The sequence below is a fragment of the Cupriavidus alkaliphilus genome (genome assembly GCF_014191175.1).
Lineage (GTDB): Bacteria > Pseudomonadota > Gammaproteobacteria > Burkholderiales > Burkholderiaceae > Cupriavidus > Cupriavidus alkaliphilus.
This window is the reverse complement of record NZ_JACHWE010000012.1, coordinates 60,868-83,905: the sequence shown is the minus strand read 5'-3', so window position 1 is coordinate 83,905 and position 23,038 is coordinate 60,868. Positions and strand designations below refer to the sequence as shown.

Sequence of the window (23,038 nt, the reverse complement as noted above, 5' to 3'; positions counted from 1 at the left end):
TCTGGGCACGTATAGGAGTTGAGCATGGCAGCACGTCTGCAAGAGTTTTACAAAGAACAGGTTGTGCCGAAGCTGATCGAGCAGTTCGGCTACAAGTCGGTCATGGAAGTGCCGCGCATCACCAAGATCACCCTGAACATGGGTCTTGGCGAAGCCATCAATGACAAGAAGATCATTGAAAACGCCGTGGGCGACCTGACCAAGATCGCCGGTCAGAAGCCGGTCGTGACGAAGGCCAAGAAGGCCATCGCCGGCTTCAAGATCCGCCAGGGCTACCCCATCGGTGCGATGGTGACCCTGCGCGGCGAGCGCATGTTCGAATTCCTCGATCGTTTCGTCACCGTGGCCCTGCCGCGCGTGCGTGACTTCCGTGGTGTGTCGGGCCGTTCGTTCGACGGTCGTGGCAACTACAACATCGGTGTGAAAGAGCAGATCATTTTCCCCGAAATCGAGTACGACAAGATCGACGCACTGCGTGGTCTGAACATCAGCATCACGACGACGGCAAAGAACGACGAGGAAGCCAAGGCCCTCCTCGGTGCGTTCAAGTTCCCGTTCCGCAATTAAGGGGTAACCGTGGCTAAACTGGCTCTGATTGAACGTGAGAAGAAGCGCGCCAAGCTGGTGGCAAAGTATGCCGCCAAGCGCGCCAACCTCAAGGCCATTATCGACGACCAAGAAAAGTCGGAAGAAGAGCGTTACAGCGCGCGTCTCGAGCTGCAGCAGCTCCCGCGCAACGCGAACCCGACCCGCCAGCGCAACCGCTGCGCGATCACCGGTCGTCCCCGCGGTACCTTCCGCAAGTTTGGCCTGGCGCGTAACAAGATCCGCGAAATCGCCTTCAAGGGCGAAATCCCGGGTCTGACGAAAGCCAGCTGGTAATTACGCACAGGCTACAGGAGAAACAGTATGAGCATGAGCGATCCTATCGCCGATATGCTGACGCGCATCCGCAACGCCCAGGGCGTGCAGAAAGCGTCGGTTGTCATGCCGTCGTCGAAGCTGAAAGTGGCAATCGCCAAGGTCCTGAAGGACGAAGGCTATATCGACGACTACGCCGTCCAGGAAGATGGCGGCAAGGCACAACTGAGCATCGGTCTCAAGTACTACGCCGGCCGTCCGGTGATCGAGCGCATCGAGCGCGTCTCGAAGCCCGGCCTGCGCGTGTACAAGGGCCGCAGCGACATTCCGCAAGTGATGAACGGCCTCGGTGTGGCGATCATCTCGACCCCGCAGGGTCTGATGACCGACCGCAAGGCTCGCGCCACCGGCGTGGGCGGCGAAGTTCTCTGCTACGTCGCTTAAGGAGAGAACCATGTCCCGTGTAGGTAAGGCTCCCATCGCGCTCCCCAAGGGCGCGGAAGTGAACGTGGCAGCTGGCGTGCTCTCCGTGAAGGGCCCGCTGGGTACGCTGTCCCAGCCGATTCACAGCCTGGTCAAGGTCAATGTCGAGAACGACACGCTGACCTTCTCGCCGGCTGACGAGTCGCGTGAAGCAAACGCCCTGCAAGGCACCATGCGCGCCCTGGCGGCGAACATGGTCAAGGGCGTGACCACCGGTTTCGAGCGCAAGCTGAACCTCGTTGGCGTGGGCTATCGTGCCCAGCTGCAAGGCACTGCGCTGAAGCTCCAGCTTGGTTTCTCGCACGACGTGATCCATGAGATGCCGGAAGGCGTGAAGGCTGAAACGCCGACGCAGACCGAAATCCTGATCAAGGGTGCGGACAAGCAGAAAGTCGGTCAGGTTGCCGCGGAAGTCCGCGCGTACCGTCCGCCCGAGCCCTACAAGGGCAAGGGTGTGCGCTACAGCGACGAGCGCGTCATCCTGAAGGAAACCAAGAAGAAGTAAGGGGTGCAATGATGAACAAGAAAGACGCTCGTTTGCGCCGTGCACGTCAGACCCGCGCCAAGATCGCGGAGATGAAAGTCAATCGTCTGACCGTGTTCCGTACGAATTCGAACATTTACGCCCAGGTCTTCTCCGAGTGCGGCACCAAGGTGCTGGCTTCGGCTTCGACCGTCGAGGCAGAAGTGCGCAAGGAACTGGAAGGCAAGGGCGCTACCGCCGCTGCCGCTACCATCGTGGGCAAGCGCATCGCCGAGAAGGCGAAGGCTGCCGGCGTGGAAACCGTCGCGTTCGATCGCGCCGGCTTCCGTTTCCATGGCCGCGTGAAGGCCCTGGCAGACGCCGCCCGCGAAGCCGGCCTGAAGTTCTAAGCGCATAGAGAGAGATACGTCATGGCAAAGATGCAAGCAAAAGTCCAACAGGACGAACGCGACGACGGCCTCCGCGAGAAGATGATCTCGGTCAACCGTGTCACCAAGGTGGTGAAGGGTGGCCGGATTCTCGGTTTCGCAGCGCTGACCGTGGTCGGTGACGGCGATGGCCGCATCGGCATGGGCAAGGGCAAGGCCAAGGAAGTGCCGGTTGCTGTTCAGAAGGCAATGGACGAAGCCCGTCGCAAGATGGTCAAGGTCTCGCTGAAGAACGGCACGCTGCAACACGAAGTCGTTGGCAAGCACGGTGCCGCCAAGGTGCTGATGATGCCCGCCAAGGAAGGTACCGGCGTGATCGCCGGCGGCCCGATGCGCGCGATCTTCGAAGTGATGGGTGTCACCAACGTGGTGACCAAGTCGCACGGCTCCACCAACCCGTACAACATGGTTCGCGCCACGCTGGACGGCCTTCAGAAGATGAGCACGCCGGGCGAAATCGCCGCCAAGCGTGGCAAGTCGGTCGAAGACATCCTGGGTTAAGGTGAACGCAATGTCGCAGAAAACCGTAAAAGTGCAACTCGTGCGCAGCCTGATCGGCACGCGCGAGGATCATCGCGCCACCGTTCGTGGCCTGGGCCTGCGCCGCATCAACTCGGTGTCGGAGCTGCAGGACACGCCCGCCGTGCGCGGCATGATCAACAAGGTCTCGTACCTGGTCAAGGTTCTGGCCTGATCGGGACTTGGAGAGCAAGATGCAACTGAACAACCTGAAACCGGCTGCCGGTTCGAAGCACGCCAAGCGTCGCGTCGGCCGCGGTATCGGCTCCGGCCTGGGCAAGACCGCCGGTCGCGGTCACAAGGGTCAGAAGTCGCGTTCGGGCGGCTTCCACAAGGTGGGTTTCGAAGGCGGCCAGATGCCGCTGTATCGTCGCCTGCCGAAGCGCGGCTTCACCTCGCTGACCAAGGCGTTCACCGCCGAAGTCACGCTGCGTGACATCGAGCGCCTGGAAGCGGCCGAAGTCGACCTGCTGGTCCTGAAGCAGGCTGGCCTGGTCGGCGACCTGGTCAAGAGCGCCAAGGTCATCAAGGCCGGCGAGCTGACCCGCAAGGTGACGATCAAGGGTCTGGGCGCCACCGCTGGCGCCAAGGCCGCGATCGAAGCCGCCGGCGGCCAGATCGCAGCCTGATACGGCAGCATTCATCGCAGCATAGGCAGTCATAGTCGGAGCATCGTTTGGCCACGGCGAAACCCAATGCAAGCGCGCAAGCCAGGAATACGGCGAAGTACGGCGACCTCAAGCGCCGGCTGATGTTCCTGGTGCTGGCCCTGATCGTGTACCGCATCGGCGCTCATATTCCGGTGCCCGGTATCGATCCGGAGCAGCTTGCGAAGCTTTTCCAGAGTCAGTCGGGTGGCATCCTCGGGATGTTCAACCTGTTCTCGGGCGGGGCGCTGTCGCGCTTTACCGTCTTCGCGCTCGGCATCATGCCGTACATCTCGGCGTCGATCATCATGCAGTTGCTGACGATCGTGCTGCCGCAGCTGGAGTCGCTGAAGAAGGAAGGGCAGGCAGGGCAGCGCAAGATCACGCAGTACACGCGCTACGGCACCGTGGTTCTGGCCACGTTCCAGGCGCTGTCGATCGCGGTCGCGCTGGAGTCGCAGCCCGGGCTGGTGCTGGATCCGGGCCTGATGTTCCGGGCCACGGCGGTGATCACGCTGGTGACCGGCACGATGTTCCTGATGTGGCTGGGTGAGCAGATCACCGAGCGCGGTCTGGGCAACGGCATCTCGATCATCATCTTCGGCGGTATCGCGGCGGGCCTGCCCAACGCGATCGGCGGACTGTTCGAACTGGTCCGCACGGGTTCCATGAGCATCATCGCGGCCATCTTCATCGTCGTGATCGTGATCGGTGTGACCTTCGCCGTGGTGTTCGTCGAGCGTGGCCAGCGCAAGATCCTGGTGAACTATGCCAAGCGTCAGGTCGGCAACAAGGTGTACGGCGGCCAGTCGTCGCACCTGCCGCTGAAGCTGAACATGGCAGGGGTGATTCCGCCGATCTTCGCATCGTCGATCATCCTGTTCCCGGCGACGATCGCGGGCTGGTTTACGTCTGACTCGACGGGTATGGTCGGCCGGTTCATCAAGGACCTGGCTGCCACGCTGTCGCCGGGCCAGCCGGTCTACATCCTGCTGTACGCTGCTGCGATTGTATTTTTCTGCTTCTTCTACACGGCCCTGGTGTACAACAGCCGTGAAGTGGCAGACAACCTGAAGAAAAGCGGTGCCTTCATTCCGGGCATTCGTCCGGGCGAGCAGACGACGCGCTATATCGACAAGATCCTGGTGCGTCTGACGCTGGCTGGTGCGATCTACATCACACTGGTCTGCCTGTTGCCGGAATTCCTGGTGCTGCGCTGGAACGTTCCGTTCTATTTCGGCGGAACCTCCCTGCTGATCATCGTGGTCGTCACGATGGACTTCATGGCCCAGGTTCAGTCCTATGTCATGTCGCAGCAGTATGAGTCGCTGCTGAAGAAGGCGAATTTCAAGGGCAATCTGACCTTGCGCTGACTTCGGATCGGTACAGGCTAGGTATGGCTAAAGACGACGTCATCCAGATGCAGGGCGAGGTCCTGGAAAACCTGCCCAATGCGACGTTCCGAGTCAAGCTGGAGAATGGCCATGTAGTGCTGGGCCATATCTCCGGCAAGATGAGAATGAACTACATCCGGATTCTTCCGGGTGACAAGGTGACGGTCGAGCTGACCCCATATGATCTGTCGCGCGCACGAATCGTCTTCCGGACGAAGTGAGCGAACAGGAATTGAAGGAAGAGGAAAATTATGAAAGTGCTGGCTTCTGTTAAGCGCATTTGCCGCAACTGCAAAATCATCAAGCGCAACGGTGTCGTGCGCGTGATCTGCTCGTCGGATCCCCGCCACAAGCAACGCCAAGGCTAATCGGAAAGAGGATTGACGAATGGCACGTATCGCAGGGGTTAACATCCCGAACCACAAGCATACCGAAATCGGCCTGACGGCTATTTACGGTATCGGCCGCTCGCGCGCCCGCAAGATTTGCGAGGCCACCGGTGTACCGTTTGACAAGAAGGTCAAGGATCTGACCGACGCCGACCTGGAAAAGCTTCGTGACGAAGTGGGCAAGGTCACGGTCGAGGGTGACCTGCGTCGTGAAACCACGATGAACATCAAGCGTCTGATGGACCTTGGTTGCTATCGTGGCATGCGTCACCGCAAGGGCCTGCCGATGCGCGGCCAGCGTACGCGCACCAATGCCCGTACCCGCAAGGGTCCGCGCAAGGCCGGCGTGGCTCTGAAGAAGTAAAGCCGAAGGCAGAGGAAGAAACTAATGGCAAAAGGTCCGAATAACGCCGCTCGCGCGCGTAAAAAGGTCAAGAAGAACGTTGCCGACGGCATTGCGCACGTCCACGCTTCGTTCAACAACACCATCATCACGATCACCGATCGCCAGGGCAACGCCCTGTCGTGGGCGACCGCCGGTGGCCAGGGCTTCAAGGGTTCGCGCAAGTCGACCCCGTTCGCTGCCCAGGTTGCTGCCGAGAACGCCGGTCGCGTGGCGCAAGACCAGGGCATCAAGAACCTGGAAGTGCGCATCAAGGGCCCCGGCCCGGGTCGTGAGTCGGCTGTCCGCGCGCTGAACGCGCTGGGCATCAAGATCGCGATCATCGAAGACGTCACGCCGATTCCGCACAACGGCTGCCGTCCGCCGAAGCGCCGCCGCATCTGATGCGTAGGCGTGTCCGCAGCCGGCGGGTTTACCTGCCGGTTTCGGATATGGTAGTATCGCGCGTTGACCTGCTGCATTTTAATGCGGCAGGTTTTCGTTTTGCGCCGGGCCAGTGTCTTTCAAGGCACATTGCAGTCCCGGCGTATTGGTAAATGCTTGCAGCGACGCCTCCCGCAACGGAGCGCGCTTAATAAGCCCACCGTCCGTCACGGTCTGGCGCGTGCCCCGAGGCACCGCGGCAGCACTGCGTTGGCGGACTCACGGCGCGTCCTGAAGGCGCCGTGATCGATCAAAGGAAGACAACGTGGCACGTTATACCGGCCCGAAGGCCAAACTTTCCCGCCGTGAAGGCACCGACCTGTTCCTGAAGAGCTCGCGCCGCTCGCTGGCCGACAAGTGCAAGCTGGACAGCAAGCCGGGCCAGCATGGCCGCACCTCGGGTGCCCGCACCTCCGACTACGGCAACCAGCTGCGCGAAAAGCAGAAGGTCAAGCGCATCTACGGCGTGCTCGAGCGCCAGTTCCGCCGCTACTTCGCCGAAGCCGACCGCCGCAAGGGCAACACCGGCGAAAACCTGCTGCAACTGCTGGAATCGCGCCTGGACAACGTGGTGTACCGCATGGGCTTCGGCTCGACCCGCGCTGAAGCGCGCCAGCTGGTGTCGCACAAGGCGATCCTGGTGAACGGTCAGACCCTGAACGTGCCGTCGGCCCAGATCAAGTCGGGCGACGTCATCACCATCCGCGAGCAGTCGAAGAAGCAGGTCCGTATCGCCGAAGCGCTGTCGCTGGCCGAGCAGTCGGGCTTCCCGACCTGGGTGGCCGTGGATTCGAAGAAGTTCGAAGGCACCTTCAAGCAAGTTCCGGATCGCGCCGATATCTCGGGCGACATCAACGAAAGCCTGATCGTCGAACTGTACTCGCGTTAATCCGCGAGCACCCGGCCCAGAGCTTGCGTTCGTCGCAAAGCTTCTCCTTCAGCCCGACGCGCTCCGCGCGCGTCGGGCTTCGCCCATCGTTACGATGGGATTTCCAGGTTCCAAACGTCAGCCTTATCGGTGTAACGAGCCGAGGGTATTGAAAAGGACAACCTAATGCAAACAGCACTCCTCAAGCCAAAAATCATCGCCGTCGAGCCTCTGGGCGACCATCACGCCAAAGTCGTGATGGAGCCGTTCGAGCGCGGCTACGGCCATACGCTCGGTAACGCCCTGCGTCGCGTGCTGCTGTCGTCGATGGTCGGTTATGCCCCGACCGAAGTCACGATCGCTGGGGTGGTCCACGAGTATTCCACCATCGACGGCGTGCAGGAAGACGTCGTCAACCTGCTGCTCAACCTGAAGGGCGTGGTGTTCAAGCTGCACAACCGCGACGAAGTCACGGTGTCGCTGCGCAAGGATGGCGAAGGCGTGGTCACGGCCGCCGATATCGAGCTGCCGCACGACGTCGAGATCATCAACCCGAACCACGTGATCGCCCATCTGTCGGCCGGCGGCAAGCTGGACATGCAGATCAAGGTCGAGCAGGGCCGCGGCTATGTGCCGGGCAACGTGCGCAAGTTCGGCGACGAATCCGGCAAGGTCATCGGCCGCATCGTGCTGGACGCCTCGTTCTCGCCGGTGCGCCGCGTGTCGTACGCGGTTGAATCCGCCCGCGTCGAGCAGCGTACCGACCTCGACAAGCTGGTGATGAACATCGAAACCGACGGCGTGATCTCGCCCGAGGAAGCGATCCGCCAGTCGGCCCGCATCCTGGTCGACCAGCTGTCCGTGTTCGCTGCGCTGGAAGGCACCGAGTCGGCCGCCGAGGCTGCTTCGAGCCGCACGCCGCAGATCGATCCGATCCTGCTGCGCCCGGTCGACGACCTGGAGCTGACGGTGCGTTCGGCCAACTGCCTGAAGGCCGAAAACATCTACTACATCGGCGACCTGATCCAGCGTACCGAGAACGAACTGCTCAAGACCCCGAACCTGGGTCGCAAGTCGCTCAACGAGATCAAGGAAGTCCTCGCCTCGCGCGGCCTGACCCTCGGCATGAAGCTCGAGAACTGGCCGCCCGCAGGTCTGGAAAAGTAATTGGGGCGCGGGGCATCCGTCTCGCACCGCAGCAACCGCCCCGGCTTCGGCCGGGGCATGTACGACTACCGGCCCGCGTCCAGCCGCATCGGACGATAGAAGAGCTGGTCAAACACTTAACTGAAAGGAATCATCATGCGTCACCGTCATGGTCTGCGGAAACTGAACCGCACCTCGTCGCACCGTCTCGCGATGCTGCGCAACATGTCCAACTCGCTGTTCCAGCACGAGCTGATCAAGACCACCGTGCCCAAGGCCAAGGAACTGCGCAAGGTTGTCGAGCCGCTGATCACGCTGGCCAAGAAGGACACCGTTGCCAACCGCCGCCTGGCATTCGCCCGCCTGCGCGACCGCGACATGGTCACCAAGCTGTTCACCGAACTGGGCCCGCGCTACGCCACCCGTCCGGGCGGCTACACCCGCATCCTGAAGTTCGGCTTCCGTCAGGGCGACAACGCGCCGATGGCGCTGGTCGAGCTGGTGGATCGTCCGGAAATCACCGAAGCCCCGGCCGAAGAAGCCGCGGAATAAGTGCGTTTCCTGCCCGCTGCCGTCGCGCGACGGTTCCGGGCACACCGCTTACAATCGAGCCAGGCATCCGCCTGGCTCTTTTGTTTTGTGCGGGTCGGCGCTGGCCGGCCACGGGAGAGTGTCGATGCAAAGCCATACTGACCAGGGTGCTGGTCCGGACGAGGTGCTCGTCGTCCTCACCAATACCCCCGACCCCGACACCGCGGCGCGCTTGTCGCGGGCCGTGCTGCAGGCGCGCGCTGCTGCCTGCGTGAACCGTCTGGCGCCGGTCGAATCCGAGTACTGGTGGCAGGGCAAGCTCGAACAGGCGCAGGAATGGCCGCTGCTGATCAAGACCACGCGCGCGCGCTACGCTGCGCTCGAGGCCGTGATCCGGCAACATCACCCCTATGACGTGCCTGAGCTGCTCGCGTGGCCCGTATCAGCGGGCTACGGGCCCTACCTGGAATGGGTTCGCAGCGAGACCGCCGGCGTACCGGCGCAGGCGGGAACGGCGGCACCGGGCGGCGATGCCCGCGACGCAGCGCCAGGTACGGCAGCACCCCAGGATCAAGACCAACAGGAATCGGCTTCATGAACATCGGTTTGGCACGGCGGGCGGGCATGCCCGGGCAGATGTGGGCGCGGCAAATTGCCGCAGCGCTGCTGGCGGCGCTGGCCTGGCTGTGCCTGGCGGGCAGCCTCCACGCCGCCACCGAGGACGACTTCCTGCCGCCCGAGCAAGCCTTTCGCTTCGCCGCCAGCCAGGCTGACGACAAGACCATCGAAGTGCGCTTCGACGTCGCGCCGGGCTACTACATGTACCGCGAGCGTTTCGCCTTTGCCGCGCAGCCGGCCGGGGTGAAGCTGGGCGCGCCGGTCTACCCGCAGGGCAAGGTCAAGTTCGACGAGACCTTCGGCAAGGAGATGGAGACCTACCGCGACAGCGTGGTCATCCGCGTGCCGGTCGAGGCCGCCGCAGGCAAATGGACGCTGACGGTGACCTCGCAGGGCTGCGCCGACAAGGGCCTGTGCTATCCGCCGATGGAAAGCGTCTACAAGGTGGGCGGCAGCGCGCTGGCCGACCTGTTCGGCAAGCGCGGCCGCAGCGACGCCCCGGCGGCCGAACCGGTTCCGGCGCCCGCGGTACCCGCGCTCCCCGCCGTACCGGGTTCGGCCGCGACCCTGCGCGCCGACGACAGCGACCGCATCGCCGGCGCGCTGGCCAGCCGCAACCTGGGCCTGATCGCTGCGCTGTTCTTTGGCCTGGGCCTGCTGCTGACCTTTACGCCGTGCGTGCTGCCGATGGTGCCGATCCTGTCGTCGATCGTCGTCGGCGAGCACGTCACGCGCGGCCGCGCGCTGCTGGTGTCGCTGGCCTATGTGCTGGGCATGGCGGTGGTGTACACCGCGGTTGGCGTGGCCGCGGGCCTGCTAGGCGAGGGGCTGTCGGCCGCGCTGCAGACGCCCTGGGTGCTGGGCGCCTTCGCCGCGCTGATGGTGGCGCTGGCGCTGTCGATGTTCGGACTGTACGAACTGCAACTGCCGCAGCGCTGGCAGACCCGGCTGACGGAGTCGTCCAACCGCCGCAAGGGCGGGCAGGTGGCCGGGGCCGCGGCGATGGGGGCGATCTCCGCGCTGATCGTCGGGCCGTGCGTGACGGCGCCGCTGGCGGGTGCGCTGGCCTATATCGCGCAGAGCCGCGACGCCGTGATCGGTGGCGCCGCGCTGTTCGCGATGGCGCTGGGCATGGGCGTGCCGCTGGTGCTGGTCGGCGTGGGCGCGGGCAACCTGCTGCCGCGCGCCGGCCGCTGGATGGAGGTGACCAAGCGTTTCTTCGGCTTCCTGCTGCTGGGCGTGGCGCTGTGGATGCTGGGGCCGGTGCTGCCGGCGTGGGCCACGATGCTGCTGCTGGCGGCGCTGTTGCTGGTGGCGGCGGTGTTCCTCGGTGCCTTCGACGGGCTGGGGCCGGATCCGCGCAACCTGGTGCGGGTGGGCAAGGGCGTAGGCGTGCTGTTTGCCATCGCTGCCGCGATCGTGCTGATCGGCGTGGCCTCGGGCGGACGCGATCCGCTGCAGCCGCTGTCGCACCTGAGCGTGGCGCGTACAGGCGGGGAAGGCGCCGGCGGCGCGCAGGCGCTGCGCTTCGAGCGCGTGCGCAGCGTGGCTGAGCTCGACGCCCGCGTGGCGCAGGCCGCCGCCGCGGGCAAGCCGGTGCTGCTGGATTTCTATGCCGACTGGTGCGTCAGCTGCAAGGAAATGGAGCGCATGACCTTTGTCGATCCACGCGTGCGCGCGCGGCTGTCCGAGATCGTGCTGCTGCAGGCGGACGTGACCGCCAACAATGCCGACGACAAGGCCTTGCTCAAGCGCTTCGGGCTGTTCGGGCCGCCCGGCATCATCCTGTTCGGGCCGGACGGGCGCGAGCGTCCGGTGCGCGTGATCGGCTACCAGTCAGCCAGCCGCTTCCTGGAAAGCCTGGAGCGCGCTTTCGGTACGCGTACGCGCACCTGACGCGTGCCCCGGGGCGTACCCGGGCCCGCGGCTAGCGCTCAAGCTGCCGCGCCACGCCCCACAACGCCGCCAGTACCACCGCCACCGCGCCCATCAGGCCGATCGACCACCAGAAGCCCTGCGGCTCTTGCAGCCAGGGCATGCGGTCGAAGTTCATGCCGAAGACGCCGGTGATCAGCGTCAGCGGCATGAACAGCGCCGTGATCAGCGTCAGCGCGCGCATGGTGCGGTTGGTCCGGTGCGCCACCGCCGAGAAGTGGATCTGCACCGCCGATTCGATCGAATCCTCCAGCCGGCGCGCATGCGCCAGCACCCGCTGGATATGCTCCATGACGTCGTTGATGCGCACCAGCAGCACCTCGTCGCGCCCTGGCGCATTGGCCGCGCCGCCGGGCTGGTCGGTGCTGTAGCGGTTGTCGAGCAGGCTGTCACGGAATTCCTGCAGCGCGTCGCGCTGCTCCTCGCTCAGGTGCTCCAGCTTGCGCAGCTGGATGCGCGCATCGAGCAGCCCTTCCCAGCTGGAGAAGCTGCGGCGCGAATTCAGCAGCGCGCGCTGCCAGCGGTCGAGCTGGCGCGTCAGCGGCGCGCGCAGTTCCAGGTAGCGGTCGACCATGGCGTTGAGCAGCCGCAGCATCAGGTCTTCGGGCCGGCTCGGTGGACGGATGCCGTGCAGCAGCGACTGGCCGTTGCCGCGCGCGGGCGCGGCTTGCGGACGCGGGGCCTGGCATAGCTCGAGCAAACGCTGGCGCACCTGGTCGATGGTGCGCGATGGCCCGGACCGTACCGTCACCAGCACGGTGTCGAACATGAAGAACGTGACCGGCTGGGTGTCGATCCTGGCCAGCGCCGGCAGGAAGCCCGGCGCATAACGCTTCTGCCGCGCCCCTGCTTCGGCCATGGTCGGCCTGGTGGTGCCGGCGGGGCCGGCGGCGCCGGCGGCGCCGGCCGCGTCCTGCGGCTCGGCCTCGGCAATGGCGCGGCTGGTCTCGAAGGTCAGCTTGCGGAAGATCACCATGTCGTACGCATGGGTCGTATCGAAGTACGACGGATGCGCGGCGTTGGTGGCGTCGGCCAGGTGCAGGTCGAGGATGGGCGCGCCGGCAAGCTGGCGCACCTGCTCGCGCCACGCGTCGGGCGCCGCGGTGACCTCTTCGGTGGAAAAATCCGCCCACACGAACAGCGACGCGGCATTGCCCGACAGAAAGCTGCTCGCCTCGGTGAGCGAAGCGAGCGGGTGTACCTGGCTCGCTGAGAAACCTAGCAACTCCATGCGGTCGGCCGGCGGTCAGGCCTTCAGCAGCCGCGCGGCGTCGCGCGCGAAATAGGTCAGGATGCCGTCGGCACCGGCGCGGCGGAATGCCAGCAGCGATTCCATCATCACCTTGTCGTGGTCCAGCCAGCCGTTCTGCGCGGCGGCCTTGAGCATCGCGTACTCGCCGCTGACCTGGTACACGTAGGTGGGGAAGCGGAACTCGTCCTTCACGCGGCGCACGATGTCCAGGTACGGCATGCCGGGCTTGACCATCACCATGTCGGCGCCTTCCAGGATGTCCTGCGCCACTTCGCGCAGGGCCTCGTCGGTGTTGGCCGGGTCCATCTGGTAGGTCATCTTGTTGCCCTTGCCCAGGTTGGCGGCCGAGCCCACCGCGTCGCGGAACGGGCCGTAGAACGCCGACGCGTACTTGGCCGAGTACGCCATGATGCGGGTATGGATGTGGCCGTTGTCTTCCAGCGCGGTGCGCACCGCGCCGATGCGGCCGTCCATCATGTCGGACGGGGCGACGATGTCGACCCCGGCCTCGGCTTGCGCCAGCGCCTGGCGCACCAGGATCTCCACCGTCGCATCGTTGATCACGTAGCCGTTGTCGTCGAGCACGCCGTCCTGGCCATGGCTGGTGTACGGGTCGAGCGCCACGTCGCACAGCACGCCGAGCTCGGGGAAGCGGTCCTTGAGCGCGCGCACGGCGCGCGGCACCAGCCCGTCGGGGTTGGTGGCCTCGATGCCGTCGGGCGTCTTCAGCGACGGGTCGATCACCGGGAACAGCGCCAGCACGGGGATGCCGAGCTTGACGCAGTCTTCTGCCACCGGCATCAGCAGGTCGACCGAAACGCGCTCCACGCCTGGCATCGACGCCACGGCCTGGCGCTGGTTCTGGCCGTCGAGGATGAAGACCGGGTAGATCAGGTTGTCCGGGGACAGGCGATGCTCGCGCATCATGCGGCGGGAGAAATCATCGCGGCGCATGCGGCGTGGGCGGAACTCGGGGAAGGTGGACATGGCGGCTTGTTGGCGGAAGAGGACGGAATGCAGGCCGGCAAGCGCGGCGCGCGCAGCGTCGTGCGGCTGGCCGAAGAAAAACTAAACTTTTGTGCGTGCCCGCCATCATACTCGCGGACACTTTGCGTTGCGCGCTGCGTGGCGCGGTGTCCCCCGCTACTCCTCCCTGAGCGGGTACCCGCCCCACCGGCGGGGAAGTTTGTCCCCGTTGCTTGCGACGGGGCTTTTTTTTGCGCGCTCGCTGCCAGGCGCTCGCTGCCAGGATCACGCAGTCGGATCGGAGGCAGGGGGCACGGTGTTTGCGGCGGGCTCGCGCTCCGCCTTCTGCGCTTCCGGCAGGTTCAGCCAGCCGGCGATCACGCCCTGCGCCTCTTCGATGCCGCGGCGCTTGAGGCTGGAGAACAGCTGCGCCGTCATCGGCACCGGCGTTTCCAGCTGCTCGGCATAGCCTTGCAGCATCTTGCGGGTCTCGCGCAGGGCCTTGGCGTTTTCGCTGTTGGTGAGCTTGTCGGCCTTGGTCAGCAGCACGTGGATCGGTCGTCCGGTCGGCAGGAACCACTCGACCATCTGGCAATCTAGATCCGTGAACGGCCGGCGCGCATCCATCATCAGGATCAGGCCGGCGAGCTGCTGGCGGGTCTGCACGTAATCGCTCAGCAGGCCCTGCCAGTGGTACTTGGCCGAGCCCGAGACCTCGGCATAGCCGTAGCCGGGCAGGTCGACCAGGAACGCAAGCGGGTCGGGCGCCTTGACCGGCGCCACCGAGAAATAGTTGATGTGCTGGGTGCGCCCGGGCGTGCGCGACGAGAACGCCAGCCGCTTCTGGTTGCACAGGATGTTGATCGCGGTGGACTTGCCGGCGTTGGAGCGGCCGGCGAACGCGACCTCGGGCACGGCCGTGGCGGGCAGGTCGCGCAGGTGGTTCACGGTGATGAAGAAGCGGGCCTGGTGAAGAAGGGACATGCGCTAGAGCAGTGGGGCGGGCCGCGGAGGCCGCGCGCAAGCGCGTGCCGGGGCCGGGGTCTCGCCAGGGTGGGATGGCTGCGGCCTGGGCCGCCCGCCGGGCTTGATCTGGCGCAGCCCGAAGCGGGCACGACTAGGCGCAAGGCATCAATCCGGCACATAACTTATTGTACAATACGCCGGTTTACGGTCTCCTGAGCGGGTGACGCGTGGCATCCATGCCGCGTGCCTCGGCTGCCGTCGTCCGGGCGGGAAGCCTAGTGTGTCGTTCCATCGTGGGCAAGGCCTTGCCTCGCATTGCGCGTTGCACCGGACGGTGCGGCGGCGGCGGGCGCGGGCTGGCGGGGTCTGCCGCCACGGCCAGCGTTGCGCGGATCGGTCAGCCGCTCGCGGGTCGCCACGATTCCCAGCCTTTTGCACCGGCGCGTCCTCACCGCCGGCAAAGCGCCGGAGCGGCATGCATCACGGTATCCAAAACAATTCAGAGAAGGTGTGCGAATGAACCGCATTGCGAAGATTCTGGGTGTCCTGGCTCTGGCCGTTCCTGCCGCCGCCCTTTCCGGTCTGGCATCTGCCGCAGAGCAGGCCGCCGCCAAGGCGGACCCGGCCAAGGGTGAAACGCTGTACACGCAAGGTGCCCCCGATCGCAATGTGCCCGCCTGCCTGAGCTGCCACGGTGCCGCCGGCAACAGCGCGGCCGCCGCCAACCCGAAGCTGGCCGCGCAGCATCCCGAGTACGTCCACAAGCAGCTGGCCGACTTCAAGGCCAAGGCCCGCAGCAACGCGATCATGGTGCCGATGGCGTCGGTGCTGACCGACGAGGAAATGCGCAACGTCGGCGCCTACCTCGCCAAGCAGTCGCTCAAGCCGGCCACCGCCAAGAACAAGGACAGCATCGAAGCCGGCCAGAAGATCTATCGCGCCGGCATCGCCGCCAAGGGCGTGCCGGCCTGCGCCGCCTGCCATGGCCCCGCCGGCGCAGGCATGCCGGCGCAGTATCCGCGCATCGGCGGCCAGTGGGCCGACTATACCGAGGCACAACTGGTGGCATTCCGCCAGGGCACCCGCAAGAACAACCCGGTCATGACGACCATCGCCGCCAAGATGTCGGATGCCGAGATCAAGGCGGTGGCGGACTACGTCGCCGGGGTTCGCTGACGATCCGGGATTCCGCGACGCTGGCGCCTTCGCGCGCCGGCGCACCGGTTGAGCGGCCGCCGCCGGATGGCGCGGCCACGCATGCAACCGAACGCGCTTGTCACAATCGAAAAGGGTGGCCTGCTTGCCAAAGCATGTCCACCCTTTATTCATTTCCAGGCCGTACGCTGTTTTAGGTTTCACTGCACATGTCGACCGCTTCCACTTCAGGGCTGCACCTGAAGACCTCTCACCGCGTGCTGCGCGACGCGGTCGAATTGTTGTCCTCGATGCGCTTTGCGATCGCGCTGCTGACGGTGATCTCCATCGCCAGCGTGATCGGCACCGTGCTCAAGCAGAACGAGCCGTATTCGAACTACGTCAACCAGTTCGGTCCGTTCTGGGCCGATGTGTTCCACACGCTGTCGCTGCAGAAGGTCTACGGTTCGTGGTGGTTCCTGCTGATCCTGGCCTTCCTGGTGGTGTCCACCAGCCTGTGCCTGGTGCGCAACGCGCCCAAGATGATCGCGGACATGCGCTCGTGGAAGGACCATGTGCGCGAGCGCAGCCTGCGCGCCTTCCATCATCGCGGCGAGTTCGACGGCGCGCGTGCGCGCACCGAGGCGGTTGGCCGGCTGACGGCGTTGCTGCGCAACCGCGGCTACCGCGTCAAGGCGGTCGAGCATGACGGCGCCACGCTGCTGGCCGCCAAGGCCGGCGCCGCCAACAAGGTCGGCTATATCCTGGCGCACACCGCCATCGTGGTGATCTGCATCGGCGGCCTGCTCGACGGCGACCTGCTGATCCGCGCGCAGATGTGGCTGGGCGACAAGACCCCGATCCGCGGCAACGCGGTAATCAGCGAGATCCCGCCGCAGCACCGGTTGTCGGTGAACAACCCGGGCTTCCGTGGCAACGCCTACGTGCCCGAGGGCTCGACCGTCTCCACCGCCATCCTCAACATTGCCGACGGAGCGCTGGTGCAGGACCTGCCGTTCGCGATCACGCTGAAGAAGTTCAAGGTCGACTTCTACGAGACCGGCATGCCCAAGCTGTTTGCCTCGGACGTGGTCGTGACCGACCGCGCCACCGGCAAGCGCACCGAGGCCACCATCAAGGTGAACGAGCCGCTGATCGTCGACGGCATCGCCATCTACCAGTCCAGCTTCGAGGATGGCGGCTCGCGCCTGAAGTTCGTCGGCTACCCGATGCAGGGCAGCGGCCACGCCACCTTCACCATCGACGGCGCGGTGGGCGGCAACAAGCCGCTGGCCGGCACCGGCACCAGCGCGGATGGCGACGGACTGACGGTGGAGTTCAGCGACTTCCGTTTGATGAATATCGAGAACGTCACCGACGCCTCGGGCAAGCCCGATGCGCGTGGCGTGGCGCGCAAGTCCTTCAATGAAACGCTGGACAAGCACCTCGGCGCCGCCGCCAGCACCGACCGCGCCAAGACCCTGCGCAATGTCGGCCCGTCGGTGCAGTACAAGCTGCGCGACCGCACCGGACAGGCGCGCGAGTACAACAACTACATGGTGCCGGTGCAAATGGACGGCCAGTCGGTGTTCCTGGCCGGCATGCGCGAGTCGCCCAGCGAGCCGTTCCGCTACCTGCGTATTCCCGCCGACGACCAGGGCAGCGTGGCTGACTGGATGCGCCTGCGCGCCGCGCTGCAGGACCGCGCGCTGCGCGGCGAGGCCGCGCGCCGCTTTGCGCTGGCGTCGATGCCTGGCGACGACAAGGCCGAGCTGCGCCGGCAGCTGGCCGAAAGCGCGCTGCGCGCGCTCGACCTGTTCGCGGGGGCGACGCGCCCCACGCCGGATTCGCCGCCGGGCGGCTTTACCGCCATCGCGGCCTTCCTGGAAAAGTCCGTGCCGCCGGCCGAGCAGCAGAAGGCCGCCGACGTGCTGCTGAAGATCCTGAACGGTTCGATGTGGGAGCTGTGGCAGCTCGCGCGCGCGCAGGACCAGCTGCCGGTGGTGGCCAACAGTGCCCAGAGCAGCGCCTTCCTGCAGCAGGCCATCAATGCGCTGTCGGATAGTTTCTTCTACGGCGCACCCGTGTTCCTGCAGCTCGACGACTTCCAGGAAATCAAGGCCAGCGTGTTCCAGCTGACCCGTGCGCCCGGCAAGAACATCGTGTATCTTGGCTGTCTGCTGCTGGTGCTGGGCGTGTTTGCGATGTTCTATATCCGCGAGCGCCGCGTCTGGGTCTGGGTGAAGGACAAGTCCACCGACAAGTCTGCCGGCCAGCCCACCGCGGGCAACAGCGACGACGGCGATGCCGGCAGCCATGTGCTGATGGCGATGTCGACCCAGCGCCGCACCATGGACTTCGAAAAGGAATTCACGGCGCTGCGCGACGACATCGGCCGCGCCGCAGGGGGCCGCAGCGCGACCCAAGAGCCCGCCGGCACACCCCACTGAATAAGCAGGTACGCTATGTCCTCTAATGTGAACCAGGCCGATCGCGCCATGCGCGATACCCGGCGCGCCGACAGCGGCGCCGACGAGGCCTACCTCGAACCTTCCTTCCTGCGCCGGTTGAGCTGGGTGGACTGGCTGTTCGCGCTGGCGCTGGCCGCGGGCGCCGGCGTGGCGCTGGCGCAATACGGGCAGTGGATGGACGGCTACGACAAGGCCGTGCTGATCGGCGCCGTGCCCACCTTCGCGCTGCTCGGCTGGCACTGGAAGCCGGTGCGGCCGCTGATGGTGGCGCTGGCGGTGCTGTCGCTGTTCGCGATCCAGCTCTACCAGGGCCAGCTCGCGCGCGCCGAACAGGCCTTCTTCCTCAAGTACTTCCTGTCGAGCCAGTCGGCCATCCTGTGGATGAGCGCGCTGGTGTTCCTGTCGACGCTGTTCTACTGGGTCGGGCTGGCCACGCGCTCGGGCACGGGCTACAGCCTCGGCAGCAAGCTGTGCTGGGGCGCGGTGGTGCTGGGCTTCACCGGCATGCTGGTGCGCTGGTACGAGTCCTACCTGCTCGGCGCCGACATCGGCCACATTCCGATCTCGAACCTGTACGAAGTCTTCGTGCTGTTCACGCTGATCACCTCGCTGTTCTACCTGTACTACGAAGGCCGTTACGCCACGCGCGCGCTGGGCCCGTTCGTGATGCTGGTGGTGTCGGCCGCGGTGGGCTTTCTGCTGTGGTACACGGTCAGCCGCAATGCGCAGGAGATCCAGCCGCTGGTGCCCGCGCTGCAAAGCTGGTGGATGAAGATCCATGTGCCGGCCAACTTTATCGGCTACGGCACCTTTGCGCTGGCGGCGATGGTCGCGGTAGCCTACCTGCTCAAACAGCGCGGCATCCTCGCCGAGCGCCTGCCGTCGCTGGAACTGCTCGACGACGTGATGTACAAGGCCATCGCGGTCGGCTTTGCCTTCTTCACCATCGCCACCATCCTCGGCGCGCTATGGGCGGCCGAGGCCTGGGGCGGCTACTGGAGTTGGGACCCGAAGGAAACCTGGGCGCTGATCGTCTGGCTGAACTACGCGGCGTGGCTGCATATGCGGCTGATGAAGGGACTGCGCGGCACGGTGGCGGCCTGGTGGGCGCTGGTCGGCCTGCTGGTCACGACCTTTGCCTTCCTCGGCGTGAACATGTTCCTGTCAGGGCTGCACAGCTACGGCGAACTCTGAGGCGCGCATGCTGCAATGCAAAAGACCTGCCTTCGGGCAGGTTTTTTTTTCGACTTTTTTCATTTTTTTTGGCCGCTGCGGGAATAAAGAGATCACATCCAGTGTTTACTGGAGGGACGGTGCCGGCTGGCGGCACCGAATTGCATGGAGAACAAGATCATGGCAAGTCTGCGTCGTAACGCTGCTGCAACCCTGGTTCGTCCCGGCGCCCTCGCGCTCGGCTGCGCGGCCGTCCTGCTCGCCGGTTGTGCCGGCATGGGCATGGGCGGAGGCAGCGCCGGCAATCTGCCGCCCACGGTCAAGGTGACCAATGGCGTGCTGACCGATCCGCAGGGCCTGACGCTGTACACCTTTGACCGCGACACCGCCGGCAGCGGCAAGAGCGCCTGCAACGGCCCCTGCGCCACCAACTGGCCGCCGCTGATGGCCGCCCCGGGCACCAGCGGTTCGGGCCAGTACACCATCATCACGCGCGAGGACGGCAGCAAGCAGTGGGCCTACCGCGGCCAGCCGCTGTACCGCTTCGCCAAGGACGCCAAGCCGGGCGACCGCACCGGCGACAACGTCAACAACGTCTGGCACGTGGCCAAGCCCTGACGCGGCGGCAGCCACCCCCAGCGCCAACACAGCCACCACAGCCACCCCGGCATGGAAGGGTTTGACGGCCAGCTCGTCGCGCTGGCGCCGCGGTTGCGGCGCCATGCGCGCGGCCTTACCGGCGACGCGGCGCTGGCCGACGACCTGGTGCAGGACACGCTCGAGCGCGCGCTGCGCTACCGCTGGCGCTTCCGCCTGCGCCCCGGCGCCTGGTGGGGCGACGGCGCCGACGGCCTGCTGCCGTGGCTGCTGACGCTGATGCACCGCCTGCGCCTGAACGCCTTGCGCCGCAAGGACCTGGTGGTGGCCACCGATACCCTGCCCGAGGTCAGCGGCCCCGCCGAAGACCCGGGGCTGCGCCGCGACCTGTCGCAGGCGCTGGCGCAGCTGCCCGAGCCGCAACGCGCGGTGCTGCTGCTGGTCAGCCTGGAACAATTGACCTACGCCGAGGCCGCGCGCGTGCTCGACATCCCGCCAGGCACGGTGATGTCGCGGCTGGCGCGGGCGCGCGAACAGATGCGGCGGCTGCTCGACGGCGCGGCGCCGAACCGAACTGCCACGGCCGCCAATGCGCTGCAACGGGTGAAATGATGCCGGGCATCCACGAAGCCGATCTCCACGCCTATGCCGACGGCCAGCTGGCCGGCGCGCGCCGCGCCGCCGTCGAGGCCTACCTGGCGCAGCACCCGGACGCGGCCGCACAGGTCGCCGCCTGGCGCCGGCAGGCCGAGGCGCTGCACCGCGCGCTCGACCCGGTCCTCAATGAACCGGTGCCGCTGGCGGCCTTGCCGCCGGGCTTGCACGGCGACCAGGGTCGCAACCGCGCCCGCGACGGCCGGCGCGATGGCGCCCGTCCCTGGCCGCGCTGGACCATGGCCGTGGCAGCCACATGCGCGTCGCTCGCGCTGTTGGCCGTCGGCGGTACGCTGGGCTGGCTGGCGCACGACCGCCTTGGCGGCGGCACGCTGGTGCTCGCACCCGGCGAGCGCTTTGCGCGCGAGGCGCTCGCCACGCACGCGGTCTACGCCCCGGAGATGCGCCACCCGGTGGAAGTTGCCGCGACCGAAGAAGCCCACCTGATCGCCTGGCTGTCCCGGCGCCTGGGCACGGCGCTGCAGGTGCCCGACCTGCGCGCGCAGGGCTTCCACCTGATCGGCGGCCGGCTGGGCGTGGCCGAGGGGGGCCCGTCGGCGATCCTGATGTATGAAGCCGACGACGGCACGCGCCTGTCGCTGCAGCTGCGGCGCATGGCGCAGGGCACGCCCGATACCGGCTTCCGCGTCGAGCGCATGACGGGCGAGGGCGCGCGCCGGCGGACGCCGGGCCGCGACCCGATGATGGCGTTCTACTGGGTCGACCGCGACCTGGGCTTTGCGCTGGCAGGGCCGCTGGAACGCACCCGGCTGCTGACGCTGGCGCAGGTGGTGTACCAGCAATACCAGGGCGGATAACGCACCCGCAGCGCGCTTGCGGCACATTCGCAGGCGCAGGCCTGCGTCATTTCGACGCCATCACAAAAAACTGTCAGGACTGGCCCGCACTCCACGACCAAGCCCGGAGTCCAATCCTGCAAGCACGCGGCGCCGCCGGCGCCGGCACGACCAGGCAATCGAGGAAAACCATGCTGATTCCTTCCCCCAAATGGCTGCGCGGCGACGACATTGCCGCCAGCGAGATCACGCCGCGCCATGTCTTCGAAGCGCGCCGCCGCATGCTGGCGCTCGCTGCCGCCGGTGCGGCCGGCGGCACGCTGGCGCCGTGGTTCGCGCGCCAGGCCTTCGCGCAAGGGCAGCATGGCGCCCGGCTGCCCGCCACACCCAACAACGCCTACGTCATCACCGAGAAGCGCACGCCGTACGAGGAGGTGACCACCTACAACAACTTCTACGAGTTCGGCACCGACAAGTCCGACCCGGCGCGCCACGCCGGCACGCTGCGTCCGCGTCCGTGGCAGGTGGCGGTCGAAGGGCTGGTGAAGAAGCCCAAGGTCTATGACCTGGACGAGCTGACCAGGCTGGCGCCGATGGAGGAGCGCGTCTACCGGCTGCGCTGCGTCGAGGGCTGGTCGATGGTGATTCCGTGGATCGGCTATCCGCTGGCCGAGCTGATCCGCCGGGTCGAGCCGCAGCCGGGCGCGAAGTATGTGCAGTTCATCACGCTGGCGGACAAGAAGCAGATGCCCGGCCTCAGCAGCGGCGTGCTCGACTGGCCGTACAGCGAAGGCCTGCGCATGGACGAGGCCATGCATCCGCTGGCGCTGCTGACCTTCGGCCTGTACGGCGAGGTGCTGCCCAACCAGAACGGCGCGCCGGTGCGCATGGTGCTGCCGTGGAAGTACGGCTTCAAGAGCGCCAAGTCGATCGTGAAGATCCGCTTCGTCGACAAGCAGCCGCCGACCAGCTGGAACCTGGCGGCCCCACAGGAATATGGCTTTTACTCGAACGTGAACCCGGACGTCGACCATCCGCGCTGGAGCCAGGCCACCGAGCGCCGCATCGGCGAAGAGCGCGGCAGCGGCTTCGGCGCGCTGTTCGCGCCCAAGCGCAAGACCCTGCCGTTCAACGGCTATGGCCAGCAGGTGGCGGCGCTGTACCAGGGCATGGACCTGAAGAAGTTCTTCTGATGGCAGGCGAGCGCATGGCCACCTCTTCTCCCACCGCCGCAGCCCCCGCGCGCAAGCCGGCTGGCCTGTCCACGCTGGCGCCGCAGCGGGTTCGCGCGCTCAAGCTCGCGCTCTGGCTGCTGGCGCTGCTGCCCTTCGTGCGGCTGCTGTACCTGGGCGCCACTGGACAGTTCGGCGCCAACCCGCTCGAATTCGTCACGCGCTCGACCGGCACCTGGACGCTGGTGATGCTGTGCCTGACGCTGGCGATCACGCCGCTGCGCCGCCTCACCGGCTGGAACTGGCTGATCCGGATGCGCCGCATGCTTGGCCTGTTCGCGTTCTTCTACGGCCTGCAGCACTTCCTGCTGTGGATCGGCGTGGACCGCGGCTTCGACCTGGCCTACATGATCAAGGATGTGTACAAGCGGCCCTTCATCACGGTCGGCTTCACCGCCTTCATGCTGATGGTGCCGCTGGCGCTGACCTCGACCAACGGCATGGTGCGCCGCCTCGGCGGCAAGCGCTGGCAGGCGCTGCACCGGCTGGTCTATGCCATCGCCGTGCTGGCCATCCTGCACTACTGGTGGCACAAGGCAGGCAAGAACGACTTCGGCGAGGTCTCGATCTACGCCGCGGTGGTGTTCGTGCTGCTGGGGATGCGGGTGTGGTGGCGGCTGCGCAAGCCAGCCGGGGGGACGCGCCAGCCCGCCGCATAAGCAGCGGC

General features: G+C 66.1%; 28 protein-coding genes and 1 pseudogene. 26 read left to right on the top strand and 3 right to left on the bottom strand.

All coding sequences use genetic code 11. The annotated features are described in order from the left end of the window. Nucleotides 1-24 precede the first annotated feature (24 nt). The 18 genes and pseudogenes from rplE (at nt 25) to dsbD (ending at nt 11,090) form a co-directional block, all read left to right on the top strand. The gene (gene rplE, locus FHX60_RS26660) at nt 25-567 is read left to right on the top strand and encodes a 50S ribosomal protein L5 (protein WP_010812386.1); all 543 of its coding nucleotides are present in this window, start codon (nt 25-27) and stop codon (nt 565-567) included. A gap of 9 nt (nt 568-576) precedes the next feature. Then, nucleotides 577-882, top strand: a complete 306-nt coding sequence (gene rpsN, locus FHX60_RS26655; protein ID WP_010812385.1) for a 30S ribosomal protein S14 — start codon at nt 577-579, stop codon at nt 880-882. Nucleotides 883-909: 27 nt separating this feature from the next. Next, nucleotides 910-1,305 (top strand): 30S ribosomal protein S8, encoded by a 396-nt coding sequence (gene rpsH / locus FHX60_RS26650; protein ID WP_010812384.1) that lies wholly within the window; start codon nt 910-912, stop codon nt 1,303-1,305. A 10-nt stretch (nt 1,306-1,315) separates the two neighbouring features. Then, nucleotides 1,316-1,849 carry a 50S ribosomal protein L6 gene (gene rplF / locus FHX60_RS26645; RefSeq protein ID WP_062801964.1) on the top strand — a complete coding sequence of 178 codons (534 nt, stop codon included), beginning with the start codon at nt 1,316-1,318 and terminating at the stop codon, nt 1,847-1,849. Nucleotides 1,850-1,860: 11 nt separating this feature from the next. Beyond that, nucleotides 1,861-2,217: a 50S ribosomal protein L18 gene (rplR, locus tag FHX60_RS26640; RefSeq protein ID WP_026164029.1), complete on the top strand. Its 357-nt coding sequence runs from the start codon at nt 1,861-1,863 to the stop codon at nt 2,215-2,217. A 21-nt stretch (nt 2,218-2,238) separates the two neighbouring features. Beyond that, complete coding sequence (gene rpsE / locus FHX60_RS26635; RefSeq protein WP_006160449.1) at nt 2,239-2,757, top strand: 30S ribosomal protein S5; 519 nt, start codon at nt 2,239-2,241, stop codon at nt 2,755-2,757. Between the two features lie 10 nt (nt 2,758-2,767). Then, the gene (rpmD, locus tag FHX60_RS26630; protein WP_010812381.1) at nt 2,768-2,950 is read left to right on the top strand and encodes a 50S ribosomal protein L30; all 183 of its coding nucleotides are present in this window, start codon (nt 2,768-2,770) and stop codon (nt 2,948-2,950) included. 19 nt (nt 2,951-2,969) lie between these two features. After that, entirely contained in the window at nt 2,970-3,404 is a 435-nt protein-coding gene (gene rplO, locus FHX60_RS26625; RefSeq protein ID WP_012354135.1) for a 50S ribosomal protein L15, read from the top strand. A 47-nt stretch (nt 3,405-3,451) separates the two neighbouring features. Continuing rightward, entirely contained in the window at nt 3,452-4,795 is a 1,344-nt protein-coding gene (gene secY, locus FHX60_RS26620) for a preprotein translocase subunit SecY (protein ID WP_183285106.1), read from the top strand. Between the two features lie 23 nt (nt 4,796-4,818). After that, complete coding sequence (gene infA, locus FHX60_RS26615; RefSeq protein ID WP_010812378.1) at nt 4,819-5,037, top strand: translation initiation factor IF-1; 219 nt, start codon at nt 4,819-4,821, stop codon at nt 5,035-5,037. Nucleotides 5,038-5,067: 30 nt separating this feature from the next. Next, nucleotides 5,068-5,184 carry a 50S ribosomal protein L36 gene (gene rpmJ, locus FHX60_RS26610; protein ID WP_008642959.1) on the top strand — a complete coding sequence of 39 codons (117 nt, stop codon included), beginning with the start codon at nt 5,068-5,070 and terminating at the stop codon, nt 5,182-5,184. A gap of 19 nt (nt 5,185-5,203) precedes the next feature. Beyond that, nucleotides 5,204-5,569, top strand: coding sequence for a 30S ribosomal protein S13 (rpsM, locus tag FHX60_RS26605; protein ID WP_008642961.1), 366 nt, complete (start codon nt 5,204-5,206; stop codon nt 5,567-5,569). Nucleotides 5,570-5,593: 24 nt separating this feature from the next. Then, nucleotides 5,594-5,992: a 30S ribosomal protein S11 gene (rpsK, locus tag FHX60_RS26600; protein WP_010812376.1), complete on the top strand. Its 399-nt coding sequence runs from the start codon at nt 5,594-5,596 to the stop codon at nt 5,990-5,992. A 304-nt stretch (nt 5,993-6,296) separates the two neighbouring features. Then, nucleotides 6,297-6,920: a 30S ribosomal protein S4 gene (gene rpsD, locus FHX60_RS26595; protein ID WP_029047591.1), complete on the top strand. Its 624-nt coding sequence runs from the start codon at nt 6,297-6,299 to the stop codon at nt 6,918-6,920. A gap of 165 nt (nt 6,921-7,085) precedes the next feature. Next, nucleotides 7,086-8,066 carry a DNA-directed RNA polymerase subunit alpha gene (locus FHX60_RS26590; protein WP_010812374.1) on the top strand — a complete coding sequence of 327 codons (981 nt, stop codon included), beginning with the start codon at nt 7,086-7,088 and terminating at the stop codon, nt 8,064-8,066. A 135-nt stretch (nt 8,067-8,201) separates the two neighbouring features. Then, nucleotides 8,202-8,597, top strand: coding sequence for a 50S ribosomal protein L17 (rplQ, locus tag FHX60_RS26585; protein ID WP_010812373.1), 396 nt, complete (start codon nt 8,202-8,204; stop codon nt 8,595-8,597). A gap of 124 nt (nt 8,598-8,721) precedes the next feature. Continuing rightward, nucleotides 8,722-9,081 (top strand): annotated as a pseudogene (gene cutA, locus FHX60_RS26580) (divalent-cation tolerance protein CutA); the annotation flags it as partial. Nucleotides 9,082-9,170: 89 nt separating this feature from the next. Beyond that, nucleotides 9,171-11,090, top strand: a complete 1,920-nt coding sequence (gene dsbD, locus FHX60_RS26575) for a protein-disulfide reductase DsbD (RefSeq protein ID WP_183285104.1) — start codon at nt 9,171-9,173, stop codon at nt 11,088-11,090. Between the two features lie 31 nt (nt 11,091-11,121). On the opposite strand, the gene FHX60_RS26570 is transcribed toward dsbD, so the two are convergent. The 3 genes from FHX60_RS26570 to yihA form a co-directional block, all read right to left on the bottom strand. Further along, the gene (locus tag FHX60_RS26570; RefSeq protein ID WP_183285103.1) at nt 11,122-12,360 is read right to left on the bottom strand and encodes a magnesium transporter CorA family protein; all 1,239 of its coding nucleotides are present in this window, start codon (nt 12,358-12,360) and stop codon (nt 11,122-11,124) included. Between the two features lie 15 nt (nt 12,361-12,375). Further along, nucleotides 12,376-13,368: a porphobilinogen synthase gene (gene hemB, locus FHX60_RS26565; RefSeq protein ID WP_165835224.1), complete on the bottom strand. Its 993-nt coding sequence runs from the start codon at nt 13,366-13,368 to the stop codon at nt 12,376-12,378. Nucleotides 13,369-13,632: 264 nt separating this feature from the next. After that, the gene (gene yihA / locus FHX60_RS26560) at nt 13,633-14,331 is read right to left on the bottom strand and encodes a ribosome biogenesis GTP-binding protein YihA/YsxC (protein WP_183285102.1); all 699 of its coding nucleotides are present in this window, start codon (nt 14,329-14,331) and stop codon (nt 13,633-13,635) included. A 498-nt stretch (nt 14,332-14,829) separates the two neighbouring features. Between yihA and FHX60_RS26555 the strand changes: the two genes are divergently transcribed. The 8 genes from FHX60_RS26555 (at nt 14,830) to msrQ (ending at nt 23,030) form a co-directional block, all read left to right on the top strand. Further along, nucleotides 14,830-15,489 carry a c-type cytochrome gene (locus FHX60_RS26555; RefSeq protein ID WP_112776690.1) on the top strand — a complete coding sequence of 220 codons (660 nt, stop codon included), beginning with the start codon at nt 14,830-14,832 and terminating at the stop codon, nt 15,487-15,489. Between the two features lie 188 nt (nt 15,490-15,677). Beyond that, nucleotides 15,678-17,897 carry a cytochrome c biogenesis protein ResB gene (locus tag FHX60_RS26550; protein WP_183285101.1) on the top strand — a complete coding sequence of 740 codons (2,220 nt, stop codon included), beginning with the start codon at nt 15,678-15,680 and terminating at the stop codon, nt 17,895-17,897. A 48-nt stretch (nt 17,898-17,945) separates the two neighbouring features. Beyond that, a complete protein-coding gene (ccsB, locus tag FHX60_RS26545; protein WP_183285110.1) occupies nt 17,946-19,112 on the top strand; it encodes a c-type cytochrome biogenesis protein CcsB in 1,167 nt (388 codons plus the stop codon). A 159-nt stretch (nt 19,113-19,271) separates the two neighbouring features. Beyond that, entirely contained in the window at nt 19,272-19,709 is a 438-nt protein-coding gene (locus FHX60_RS26540; protein WP_183285100.1) for a COG4315 family predicted lipoprotein, read from the top strand. Between the two features lie 51 nt (nt 19,710-19,760). Next, entirely contained in the window at nt 19,761-20,300 is a 540-nt protein-coding gene (locus tag FHX60_RS26535) for an RNA polymerase sigma factor (RefSeq protein WP_112776692.1), read from the top strand. Next, the gene (locus tag FHX60_RS26530) at nt 20,297-21,160 is read left to right on the top strand and encodes an anti-sigma factor family protein (RefSeq protein ID WP_183285099.1); all 864 of its coding nucleotides are present in this window, start codon (nt 20,297-20,299) and stop codon (nt 21,158-21,160) included. Before FHX60_RS26535 ends, FHX60_RS26530 begins: the two co-directional genes overlap by 4 nt. Nucleotides 21,161-21,330: 170 nt before the next feature. Beyond that, a complete protein-coding gene (msrP, locus tag FHX60_RS26525) occupies nt 21,331-22,332 on the top strand; it encodes a protein-methionine-sulfoxide reductase catalytic subunit MsrP (RefSeq protein ID WP_092317588.1) in 1,002 nt (333 codons plus the stop codon). Beyond that, the gene (msrQ, locus tag FHX60_RS26520) at nt 22,332-23,030 is read left to right on the top strand and encodes a protein-methionine-sulfoxide reductase heme-binding subunit MsrQ (RefSeq protein WP_112776694.1); all 699 of its coding nucleotides are present in this window, start codon (nt 22,332-22,334) and stop codon (nt 23,028-23,030) included. Before msrP ends, msrQ begins: the two co-directional genes overlap by 1 nt. Nucleotides 23,031-23,038 lie beyond the last annotated feature (8 nt).

Coding starts and splice junctions, on each gene's coding strand:
- rplE (WP_010812386.1), top strand. CDS start 25: ATGGCAGCACGTCTGCAAGAGTTTTACAAAGAACAGGTTGTGCCGAAG.
- rpsH (WP_010812384.1), top strand. CDS start 910: ATGAGCATGAGCGATCCTATCGCCGATATGCTGACGCGCATCCGCAAC.
- rplF (WP_062801964.1), top strand. CDS start 1,316: ATGTCCCGTGTAGGTAAGGCTCCCATCGCGCTCCCCAAGGGCGCGGAA.
- rplR (WP_026164029.1), top strand. CDS start 1,861: ATGAACAAGAAAGACGCTCGTTTGCGCCGTGCACGTCAGACCCGCGCC.
- rpsE (WP_006160449.1), top strand. CDS start 2,239: ATGGCAAAGATGCAAGCAAAAGTCCAACAGGACGAACGCGACGACGGC.
- rpmD (WP_010812381.1), top strand. CDS start 2,768: ATGTCGCAGAAAACCGTAAAAGTGCAACTCGTGCGCAGCCTGATCGGC.
- rplO (WP_012354135.1), top strand. CDS start 2,970: ATGCAACTGAACAACCTGAAACCGGCTGCCGGTTCGAAGCACGCCAAG.
- infA (WP_010812378.1), top strand. CDS start 4,819: ATGGCTAAAGACGACGTCATCCAGATGCAGGGCGAGGTCCTGGAAAAC.
- rpmJ (WP_008642959.1), top strand. CDS start 5,068: ATGAAAGTGCTGGCTTCTGTTAAGCGCATTTGCCGCAACTGCAAAATC.
- rpsM (WP_008642961.1), top strand. CDS start 5,204: ATGGCACGTATCGCAGGGGTTAACATCCCGAACCACAAGCATACCGAA.
- rpsK (WP_010812376.1), top strand. CDS start 5,594: ATGGCAAAAGGTCCGAATAACGCCGCTCGCGCGCGTAAAAAGGTCAAG.
- FHX60_RS26590 (WP_010812374.1), top strand. CDS start 7,086: ATGCAAACAGCACTCCTCAAGCCAAAAATCATCGCCGTCGAGCCTCTG.
- rplQ (WP_010812373.1), top strand. CDS start 8,202: ATGCGTCACCGTCATGGTCTGCGGAAACTGAACCGCACCTCGTCGCAC.
- dsbD (WP_183285104.1), top strand. CDS start 9,171: ATGAACATCGGTTTGGCACGGCGGGCGGGCATGCCCGGGCAGATGTGG.
- FHX60_RS26570 (WP_183285103.1), bottom strand. CDS start 12,360: ATGGAGTTGCTAGGTTTCTCAGCGAGCCAGGTACACCCGCTCGCTTCG.
- hemB (WP_165835224.1), bottom strand. CDS start 13,368: ATGTCCACCTTCCCCGAGTTCCGCCCACGCCGCATGCGCCGCGATGAT.
- yihA (WP_183285102.1), bottom strand. CDS start 14,331: ATGTCCCTTCTTCACCAGGCCCGCTTCTTCATCACCGTGAACCACCTG.
- FHX60_RS26555 (WP_112776690.1), top strand. CDS start 14,830: ATGAACCGCATTGCGAAGATTCTGGGTGTCCTGGCTCTGGCCGTTCCT.
- FHX60_RS26550 (WP_183285101.1), top strand. CDS start 15,678: ATGTCGACCGCTTCCACTTCAGGGCTGCACCTGAAGACCTCTCACCGC.
- ccsB (WP_183285110.1), top strand. CDS start 17,946: ATGCGCGATACCCGGCGCGCCGACAGCGGCGCCGACGAGGCCTACCTC.
- FHX60_RS26540 (WP_183285100.1), top strand. CDS start 19,272: ATGGCAAGTCTGCGTCGTAACGCTGCTGCAACCCTGGTTCGTCCCGGC.
- FHX60_RS26535 (WP_112776692.1), top strand. CDS start 19,761: ATGGAAGGGTTTGACGGCCAGCTCGTCGCGCTGGCGCCGCGGTTGCGG.
- FHX60_RS26530 (WP_183285099.1), top strand. CDS start 20,297: ATGATGCCGGGCATCCACGAAGCCGATCTCCACGCCTATGCCGACGGC.
- msrP (WP_092317588.1), top strand. CDS start 21,331: ATGCTGATTCCTTCCCCCAAATGGCTGCGCGGCGACGACATTGCCGCC.
- msrQ (WP_112776694.1), top strand. CDS start 22,332: ATGGCAGGCGAGCGCATGGCCACCTCTTCTCCCACCGCCGCAGCCCCC.